The 8,957-nt window shown below is 70.7% G+C and carries 12 protein-coding genes; 7 read left to right on the top strand and 5 right to left on the bottom strand.

The genetic code is table 11. The features are described 5' to 3' along the window. The first annotated feature begins 117 nt into the window (after positions 1-117). The 5 genes from ACOJUJ_RS12530 to ACOJUJ_RS12510 all read left to right on the top strand — a co-directional run bounded on the left by ACOJUJ_RS12530 (position 118) and on the right by ACOJUJ_RS12510 (position 4,322). Positions 118-711, top strand: a complete 594-nt coding sequence (locus tag ACOJUJ_RS12530; protein ID WP_420127219.1) for a D-sedoheptulose-7-phosphate isomerase — start codon at positions 118-120, stop codon at positions 709-711. 38 nt (positions 712-749) lie between these two features. Then, a complete protein-coding gene (locus tag ACOJUJ_RS12525; RefSeq protein WP_420127218.1) occupies positions 750-1,244 on the top strand; it encodes a hypothetical protein in 495 nt (164 codons plus the stop codon). Positions 1,245-1,741: 497 nt separating this feature from the next. Next, positions 1,742-2,491, top strand: a complete 750-nt coding sequence (locus ACOJUJ_RS12520; RefSeq protein ID WP_420127217.1) for an MBL fold metallo-hydrolase — start codon at positions 1,742-1,744, stop codon at positions 2,489-2,491. After that, positions 2,481-3,194, top strand: coding sequence for a M15 family metallopeptidase (locus tag ACOJUJ_RS12515; RefSeq protein ID WP_420127216.1), 714 nt, complete (start codon positions 2,481-2,483; stop codon positions 3,192-3,194). Before ACOJUJ_RS12520 ends, ACOJUJ_RS12515 begins: the two co-directional genes overlap by 11 nt. A 33-nt stretch (positions 3,195-3,227) precedes the next feature. After that, positions 3,228-4,322, top strand: coding sequence for a hypothetical protein (locus ACOJUJ_RS12510; protein ID WP_420127215.1), 1,095 nt, complete (start codon positions 3,228-3,230; stop codon positions 4,320-4,322). Between the two features lie 12 nt (positions 4,323-4,334). Here the strand turns inward: ACOJUJ_RS12510 and ACOJUJ_RS12505 are convergent, their stop codons facing one another. The 5 genes from ACOJUJ_RS12505 to ACOJUJ_RS12485 form a co-directional block, all read right to left on the bottom strand. Continuing rightward, positions 4,335-4,778 carry a hypothetical protein gene (locus ACOJUJ_RS12505; RefSeq protein ID WP_420127214.1) on the bottom strand — a complete coding sequence of 148 codons (444 nt, stop codon included), beginning with the start codon at positions 4,776-4,778 and terminating at the stop codon, positions 4,335-4,337. 248 nt (positions 4,779-5,026) lie between these two features. Then, positions 5,027-5,299: a hypothetical protein gene (locus ACOJUJ_RS12500; protein ID WP_420127213.1), complete on the bottom strand. Its 273-nt coding sequence runs from the start codon at positions 5,297-5,299 to the stop codon at positions 5,027-5,029. Between the two features lie 65 nt (positions 5,300-5,364). Next, positions 5,365-5,580, bottom strand: a complete 216-nt coding sequence (locus ACOJUJ_RS12495; protein WP_420127212.1) for a hypothetical protein — start codon at positions 5,578-5,580, stop codon at positions 5,365-5,367. 51 nt (positions 5,581-5,631) lie between these two features. Beyond that, entirely contained in the window at positions 5,632-6,135 is a 504-nt protein-coding gene (locus ACOJUJ_RS12490) for a hypothetical protein (protein WP_420127211.1), read from the bottom strand. Then, entirely contained in the window at positions 6,132-7,253 is a 1,122-nt protein-coding gene (locus tag ACOJUJ_RS12485) for a hypothetical protein (RefSeq protein WP_420127210.1), read from the bottom strand. Before ACOJUJ_RS12485 ends, ACOJUJ_RS12490 begins: the two co-directional genes overlap by 4 nt. A 587-nt stretch (positions 7,254-7,840) precedes the next feature. Between ACOJUJ_RS12485 and ACOJUJ_RS12480 the strand changes: the two genes are divergently transcribed. Continuing rightward, positions 7,841-8,422, top strand: coding sequence for a DsbA family oxidoreductase (locus tag ACOJUJ_RS12480; RefSeq protein WP_420127209.1), 582 nt, complete (start codon positions 7,841-7,843; stop codon positions 8,420-8,422). Positions 8,423-8,475: 53 nt separating this feature from the next. After that, complete coding sequence (locus ACOJUJ_RS12475) at positions 8,476-8,760, top strand: hypothetical protein (protein ID WP_420127208.1); 285 nt, start codon at positions 8,476-8,478, stop codon at positions 8,758-8,760. Positions 8,761-8,957 lie beyond the last annotated feature (197 nt).

The raw sequence follows: 8,957 nt of genomic DNA, 5'->3' as shown, positions 1-8,957 counted from the left end.
AATCCCGCTCTCCGTACCCCGTACTTCGTACCCATCCTCCGCACTCTCGCACTTTCGCGGTTTCGCGCTAGATTCCCCGCCTCGGCATCCGACGGTATCGCCCGAAGCCTGGAACGCATGACCCTCGCCGACCCGATCGCCCTGATCCACGGCGCGCTGGACGAGTCGGCGCGCGTGAAGCTGGCGCTGCGCGACCTGGCGCCCGACGTGCTGCGCGTGGCGACGCGGATCGCCGGCGCGTTCCGCGAGGGAAAGCGGCTGTACGCGTGCGGCAACGGCGGCTCGGCGTGCGACGCCATGCACCTGGTGGAGGAGCTGGTGGCGCGGTACAAGCGCGAGCGCCCCGGCCTGCCGGCGCACCACCTGATGGACGGGCCCACGCTCACCTGCTGGGCCAACGACTACGACTTTGCCACGGCGTTCAGCCGGCAGGTGGAGTCGATGGTGCGCCCGGGCGACGTGCTGGTGTCCATCAGCACCAGCGGCAACTCGCCCAACGTGCTGCTGGCCGCCGAGGCCGCCAACGCGCGCGGCGCCCTTACGGTGGCGCTCACCGGCCGCGACGGCGGCCGGCTGGGGGAGATCTGCGCGGAGCGCCTGGTGGTGCCCGCGCAGGCTACCGAGCGCATCCAGGAAGGGCACATCACCCTCATCCACCTGATCTGCGAGCTGGTGGAGCGCACGCTGTTTCCCGACGCGCTTCCCGCCTGAACCGTTCAATGTCCGCAACGCCAACCGTCATCCGCCCCATGTACAGAATTCTCGGTCTTGCCGCCACGCTCGCCGTGCTGCTTGCCGCCTGCGGCGACCGCGGGCTCACGCCGGAGCAGCAGCAGGCCCGCCGCCAGGCCGGCCTGGACGCCTGCATCGCCGAGGCGCTGAGCATTCACGCACGCACGCGCCTGGCCACGCTCGACAGCCTGCTGTCGCAAAGCCAGGCCAGCGGCTCCGTGCCGGCGCTGGTAAGCGCGCCGCACAAGTTCGCGCAGGTGTACGCCACCTTTGCCGACCTGCACGCGCACGAGACGGCGTACCGCGACAGCGCGTACAATGCCTCAAGCAAGGAAGACTCCACCCGCTACGAAGGGATGGCGGCCAGCTTTCGCGTGAACCGTCCTTCGCCGGAAAGCCTGGAGGAGAACGTGATCCGCGACTACCTGCGCGACTTTGCCAGCTCGCGCCGCAACCCCGACCACGGCTGCAACCAGCTGGTGGACGAGGCGGAGAAGAAGGGAGAAAGCTGAGGGCGTCTCGGCAACGTCCAGGCACCTGCGCGCAGCCGGGTCGTCGTCGGCTGGCTTCGTCTTTGGCGGTTGAAACCGCGGCTGGAACATCACGAAGTCCGCCTGCGCGGACACGGGCGCGTTGCCGCGGGCCCTCTCCCCCGACCGGCCTTTTGCTCGTTCCTCGCAACGGCGGTCGACCCCTCCGCCAACTTCGGGGGAGGGGGTTGTGCGCCGGGGGTGCAGTGTGCTCCGAACAAAATCGAAGCGGGAGCGGATTTTCTCTCGCCGGGCGGTTGCGGCAAAGGGACCGGGTGAGGGGGCCCCGCGGATCGCAACGCCGTTCTCCTTTTGCAGTGGAAGCCCCGCGTAGTTTGCGGGGCTTTCCGCTTTTGTTGCGGCGGCTTCAGCCGCTCCCGCTACGCCCCCCGCCTTGCCGCATCCACCGCCGTCCGCGCATTCTGTCTGCGTAGCGAAGTCCTGTGGCAGATGAACGCGCAACGGAGGGGGCCAGGCACATGCCCGTCGTACACCTGTTGGGCACGGGCGCGGGGGTCAGCGGCCCGGAACGCACCACCACCATGCTGGCGTTTGAAAGCGGCGGGCACAGCGTGGTCGTGGACTGCGGGGGCGACGTGATCCAGCGGCTGATGGCGTCCGGGGTGGATCCGTCGGGGATCGAGGCGTTCATCGTGACGCACGAGCACCCGGACCACGTGAGCGGCTTTGCGCTGTTCATGGAGAAGATCTGGCTGATCGGCCGCCGCCATCCCATCCCCGTCTACGGAATCCGCCCCGCGCTGGACCAGGCCCGCAAGGTGTGGGAAGCCTTCAACACCAGCGGCTGGGAAGGCGTCCCCGAGATCCAGTGGAACGAAGTGCGCCTGGAGCCGGGCGCGCCGGTGCTGAGCAACGAGCGCTGGCGCATTACCGCGGCGCCGGGGGTCCACGGCGTTCCCGTGATCGGCATCCGCGTGGAGGACGCGCGGGGGTCCGGCGTGTGCGCGTACTCGTGCGACACGGCCAAGTCGCCGGAGATCACGGAGATGGCGCGCGGCGCGGACCTGCTGGTGCACGAGGCGACCGGGGTGGAACTGGGCGGCCACACCACGTACGTGCAGGCGGCGGAGGTGGCGCGGGACGCGGGCGCGGGGCGGATGGTGCTCGTCCACCTGCCCCCCTTCGTGACGGACGAAGATCTCACCGAAGCGCGGACGATCTACGCGGACATGCGGCTGGGAGAGGACGGAGCCCGCTATGACTTTTAGCTCCCCGCGCCCGCGGGCGCTCGCCGCCACGCTGGCGCTGCTGCTGGGCGCGTGCGCGTCCGCCGCGCCCGCACGGACGGCCGGCGCGCCCACCGCCGCGCCCGTGGATGCCACACCGGCAGGTGGCGAGTGCAGCGTCGCGCCCGGGACGCTGGTGAACGTGCAGTCGCTGGACCGGACGGTCCGGACGGACGTGCGCTACGCGACGGTGAACAACTTTACCGGCGCGGTGCTGCCGGGGTACGAGCGGCCGCTGGCCATGCTGCGGCCGGAGGCGGCGCGGGCGCTGGTGCGCGTGCACCAGGCGCTGCGCGAACGGGGGTACGGATTGAAGGTGTTCGACGGCTACCGCCCGGTTCGCGCGACGCTGGGGATGGTGGACTGGGCGGAGCGCACGGACAACGAGTGGGTGCTGGAGCAGGGGTACGTGGCCCGCCAGAGCGGCCACAACCGCGGCGGCACGGTGGACCTGACCCTGGTGCGCCTGTCGGACGGGCGCGAGGTGGAGATGGGGACGGCGTACGACACCTTCAGCGAGGCGGCGCACACGGCCAACGCCACCGGCCGCATCGCCGAGAACCGCCGCATCCTGGTAGACGCCATGCGTGCGGAAGGCTTCTCGAACTACGAGAAAGAGTGGTGGCACTTCTCCTTCTCCGGCACCTATCCGCCGCTGGACGTTCCGCTGCGCTGCTTCCGCTGATCCGTATCGTCCCCATCCAACGATCCTGATCCCATGCGATCGAACCACATCCGCACCGCCTGCCTTGCCGCGGGGGCGCTGGCGCTGGTGTCCGCCCCCGCACGCGCCCAGGGCGGGCTGGGGCTGGTGGAGGGATTGTTCGACGAGGTGAGCGCCGTCACCATCTTCTATCAGGGCGGGCTGGTCCCCTTTTCGGACGAGGTGACGACCCACGGGGGGATGCTGCACGGCGGCGGCACGGAGGTGCTCATCAACCTCAGGTCCGGCGAGGACGTGAGCTACGAGCTGGGGCTGGGCGCCAGCTACCTGCGCGGCTACCAGGCGACGGAGCCCAGCCTGGACCTGCGCGCGTCGCTGCGCGCCCTGCCAACCGTGTCGCTGTACACCACCTGGGAACGCGAGCCGCTGAGCCGCTACCTGGGCCTGGGCTTTGGGCTGGTGGAACTGTGGAACGCGCAGGCGTACGGCCCCTCCGGCCAGCCGTGGGACGTGCAGGGGAACGCGTTCGAAGTGGTGCTCTCCGGCGGGGTGTACCTGGAGGAGACGTTCGCGGAAGGGCTGTTCGTGGAGGGAGGATACCGCTTCCGCAACTTTCACAGCGTCAAGTGGACGCCCACGGACGACGCGGACGCGCTCCCCTCGTCGTGGCCGCGGTCGCTGGACCTGAGCGGGCCGTTCCTCTCCCTGGGCTGGCAGCTGCAGCTGGACAGGGACGAGGACCGTGAGGCCGGCATTACGCCGCCCGCGCCGGCCGGTGTGTGGACGCTGGTGCGGATGGACGGCGCCGCGCTGCCGGTGGCGCTGGAATCGGCCGCTCCCGCGCGGATGGTGGTGCACGGCGTGCTTCGGCTGCAGGCCACGGAAGACAGCGCCGGGCTGGGGAGGTACACGCTGGACCTGAACTTTCGCAACGGCCCGGGCACCGCCGGCGGGCCGCCGCCCCCGCACCACGAAGAAGGCGGCTACACCGCGCGGGAAACGGACGCCACCCGCACGCACGTGCTCACCCTGGTGCCGCGGGTGGAGACGACGCGCACGCGGACCGTGGAGCGGCTGGCCGGGCGGCTGTACATGACGTGGGACGGCCACGTGCTGGTGTTCGCGCCAGGGAACGCGCCGCCGGACTGACGCGCCGCCGCGTCAGGGCGCCGCGGCCGTATCGGCGGGGCCCACCGTGCCCGGGTAGACGACGGGGGTCAGCGGCGGCAGGCGCCGCATTACGCTGCTGACGTAGCCCGCGTCATCCACCGAGATGGGGTTCATCCGCACCTCGTGAAGGGCGGTCGCGGCCGCGCGGCTGGGTGCCACCAGCACCGCCGCGGCGGCCAGGGTGGAATCGGCCAGCAGGTCCAGCGCCAGCACCGCGCCCCGCTGCGCCGCCGAGTCGGTGCCCACCAGGTGGGGAAAGAACTTCGACATCAGCTCCAGGCGCCGCGCCTCCTCCGTGCGCTCCCGCTCCGCCCGCCGATCCAGCACCTCGTTGGTCTGGTAGAGGATGGTGAACACCAGCCCCAGCGCCCCCACCACCACCGGCATAAGCTCCCACCAGCGCCTGGGCCGCGGGTTCTCCAGCTTCTGCAGCACCTCTTCCTGGCGCGCGATGAGCCGTGCCGCGCGTTCGTGCAGGGATTCCGAGGGAGCGGATTGACCGCACAGCGGGCACGAAGGGTCCGGCCCGGCGGGCGGAGCGGGAGCGGGGGAAGGAGGCGTGGGTTCGGACATGGATCGGGACGACGGTAGGGAAAAGGAAGCGCCGGTTCCGCGCGCACCTGCAGGGTACGCGCGAATCCGGCGGGCGTCCGGTGGGGCGGGGCGGCCGCCCCGGTGCGCGGCTACCGCGTGACCGGCTGCAGGTCCAGGCGCTCGCCCGCGACCACCGGCTGGACCGTGACCTCCTGCACGGGGCCCACCGGCCGGTCGCCGGCCCCCATGGGCGTAAGGGTGAGCTGCTGCGGCTGCACCACCGCGGTCACCGTCGGCGGCGCCGAGGCCTGCTCCTGTGCGGCGGTTGGCGCGGATGCGCTCCGCGGCTCATCGGCGCCGCAGGCGGCCAGCGGTGCCAGCGCTGCCACCATCACCGCCCGGCGTAAGGAAAGGGTGCGCATCGATGTCCTTTCGTTGAGGGGACTGGCGCGCCCGGCCCCGCGAAGGGCCGGGCGCTGGCCGCCGCTTACTGCGGCTGGACCGTGATGACGCAGCAGACCTGGTTGATGGACCGGTTGCACGCGCCGCCGCACCACACGCTCCCGGTGTTGCTGCGCCACAGGCCGCCATCGTAGTTCTCCTGGGTGTGTCCGGCCCGGGCGGCGCCCGCCACCGCCACGGGAAGCGCCACCAGCGCCGCCACCACGACCTGCCGGCGCGAGAAGGAGGGAAGTCGGATCATCGGAGGTTTCCTTTCCATGAAGGGGATGAGATGATACGCCGGGGCCAGCCCTCAGGCCTGCGCCAGCAGCGCGGCAAGAACGAACTCCAGCCGGTCCGCGCCCCGGCCGGCAAGCAGCGTCTGGCGGTCTGCCCGCAGCCGGGCCACCACCACACCGTCGCGCACCACGTATACCGTCGGGGCGGTTTCCCCGCCTGTCTCCGCCTGAAACGCGTGCTCGTCCAGGTGCCGGCGCGAAAGCCTGGCCAGCCGCTCCGCGCGAAAGAACGAGCCCACCAGCGCCGAGTCGCGCCCGCTGGTGAGCGCCATCGCCCGCACCCGGCCCGCGTACGCGCGCTGCACGTGGCGGATCTCCCGTGCGGCGGTGGCGCAGGTCACCACGTCGGCGCTGCGCAGCGCCCACACCACCAGCAGCGCGTCGTCCGCCGTGCCCGCATCCGCCGACCAGCCGGCTGGGGCGGCGTCGCCCACCGCCAGCGGCTCCGCGGCCGCACTCCACGGCGTTCCGCAGGCGGCGCAGGCCACCCCCAGCGCGACCGCGGCCGCCCGGATCATGGCTTGAGCCGGGCCGGCACCCACACGTTGGGCGCGTCCGCGGCCGGATGGACGAACACCAGCTCGTCCCCGGCGCCGCCCGCCGCGAGCAGCCGGGGCGTGTCGATCCCCTCGAACCGGCGCTGGCCCGCGCGGTCCATGTGCAGCAGCCGCCACTGGGGCTCCACGCCCTTCATGTCGTAGTACTGCACCACCATGGACCCGTCGTGCAGCCAGTACAGCTGCGAGATGGCCGAGAACGTCTCGCTCCACCCACGGAACGCCTCCAGCGTGCCGCCGGAGGTGGGCATGGGCTGGTCGAGGCGCCGGAACCGCTCAAAGGGAATGGCGATGCGGCCCAGGTCCCTTCCCGTGGAATCGAACAGGTAGATGCTGTCGGAGAGGGCGAAGACCGCCGCCACCGTGTCGCCCCGCGCCACGGCGGAGGCGGTGCCGGCAAAGGCGTAGCCGCCGGCCATTTCCGGCGGGTGGCGGGGGATCCCCATGAAGCTGCGGGTAACGGCGCCCGTCTCCACGTTGTACACGTGCACCAGCGCCGTCCCCCCCGTGCCAATGCGCCGGCCGGTGAAAAGCAGGTGGCGGGCGTCCAGCACCTCGGCGGAATACAGGGGCGCCACCGGCGCCTGCTTTACGTGCAGAAGCTTTGCGCCCGCGCTGTCGAAGACCGATACCCTGCCGCCCATCTCGACCGCGGCGATGCGGCCGTCGGGCAGCCGGTGGGCGGCGGACAGGCTGCGGAACTCACCGGGCCCGCTTCCCTTGCGTCCGATCACCCGCGCAAGCGCGCCGTCGGGGCGGTACAGCCGAACCTGGCCCTCGCGCTCATCGGCGACCAGAAAGCCGCCGCGGGGATCGACGCTTACGCGCGGCGTCACGTTGATGACGTCGTCGTTCTCTTCCATTTCCACCGGCACGCCCCAGGCAAGGAACGCGGCCAGGTCGGTGGGCGCGGGGACGGCGGGCGACGGCGGACCGCGGCGCTCTCCCAGCCCCAGCCACGTGGCCGCGCCCAGCGCGGCGAACAGCGCCAGCCACAGCGGATAGAACGACACCACCGGCTGCGTCCACCACAGCCTGCGCCCGTCCGCCGCCGTCGCCTTGACCGTGCCGGCGGTCACGGGAGGATCTCCCGGATGTGACGGGGACTTCCGCGTAAGCGGTGTGCGTGCGGAGGCATGGGAGTAGGGAAAGCGGAAAGACGAGGATGCCCGGCTACGTGGGCCACGAGCGGGAGCTGCGTGCGCCGGGGCGCCAGCGTGCCAGCCGCGGCGGCCGGCCTGAAGCGACTTTTTGCAAATAATGCGCCGATTCATTCATTTTACGCCACCATGCATTCGTACAATGATTTATGCGATCCGAGCCCGGTAGCTACGACGCGAGATTTGTCCTTTCCACGCCACACTTTGCGACACCGGTGTCACCGATTGGCATTCTCTTTATGCCAGTAATAGGGTGATCCCCTTCGTCCCGTTTGTCAACTCTTTCGGGTTTCTGGTACAGATGTGACATTTTTCCGGCTGGTCGGTCTTCGGGAAAACGGTGCGCGGGCGCTTTGGACTGGATAGGTGCGCTTCCCCAAGCCTCCCGCCGGTCCGTCTGGTTTTCTTCGGCCGGGGTCCCCGGGCGGAAGCCTTGCGAAGGCCGGGCGCGGGGGGCATTTTGCGCGCGCTTTCCACGAGGCGGCGTTCAACCGGCGGGCACAGGCATGGTGGCGGTTCCGGTGGTGGTGTTCTCGGACTTTGCCTGCCCGTTCTCGTACGTGACGGAGGCGGCGCTGCGGCGCATGCAGGCCGCCGGCGAGGTGGAGACGACGCACCTGGCGTGGGAGCTGTATCCCGCACCCGCTCCTCTTCCTTTGTGGGACACGGGCGACTGGATTCCCACACTGCGTCCGCTCGCCGTCGAGCTGGGGATCGCGTTGCGCGCCCCGGCGCCGGTGCGGACGCGCAAGGCGCACGAGGCGGCGGCGTTCGCGGCCCTCAAGGGCGTGGGGCCGGCGATGCGGGAAGCGCTGTTCGCCGCGCACTTTGCGGAGGGACGCGACATCGGCCGCATCGACGTGCTGGTGGAGATCGGCGCGGGGCTGGGGCTGGACGCGTCGGAGCTCAAGGTGGTGCTGGACGTGGACACGTTTGCCGGCCGGGTGGCGGGGGAGCGGGACGCGGCGCTGCGGGCCGGCGTGGAAGGGGTGCCGACGCTGGTGATGGGCACGGGAGACGAGGCGCGCTGGCTGGTGGGCGCGCGGCCGTTCGCGGAACTGCGCGCGGCGGTGCTGGGCGAGGATTGATCCGGGGCGCTGGCGTCCCGCGGGGAATACGCAATCGCGAAGGTGGAGAGCTGATGTCGGACTACGAGCGGATGACTGCCCTTTCGGCGCGCGAGATCTGGGAGCGCGTGGAGCTGGTCCTTTCCACGCGCGGCGAGGTGTCGCTGACCCGTGAAGACCATCATTCCCGCACCTACACGGGCGGCGAAGGCACCGTCGTGGTCGAGGTGCACCGCCACGGCCCGTACGCGGTGGTCTCCTTTCGCACCGACCGCCTGCGCACGTCCAAGATCGACGGCGTGGTGCGCTACCTGATGAACCAGCTTCCCTACCAGCCCGGCGACCCGCCGCGCGAGTAGTCCGCGGGGAGGATGGATGATGGCGACGGGCCGGCTCTCTGCGTGGGGGCCGGCCCGTCGTGTGTGATGGTGTGATTGTGTGATGGTGTGATGGTGTGATGGTGTGATGGTGTGATGGTGTGATGGTGTGATGGTGTGATGGTGTGATGGTGTGATGGTGTGATGGTGTGATGGTGTGATGGTGTGATGGTGTGATG

This window comes from Longimicrobium sp., assembly GCF_048594345.1.
Lineage (GTDB): Bacteria > Gemmatimonadota > Gemmatimonadetes > Longimicrobiales > Longimicrobiaceae > Longimicrobium.
The sequence above is the reverse complement of the archived record's forward strand: the minus strand, read 5'-3'. Positions and strand labels throughout refer to the sequence as shown.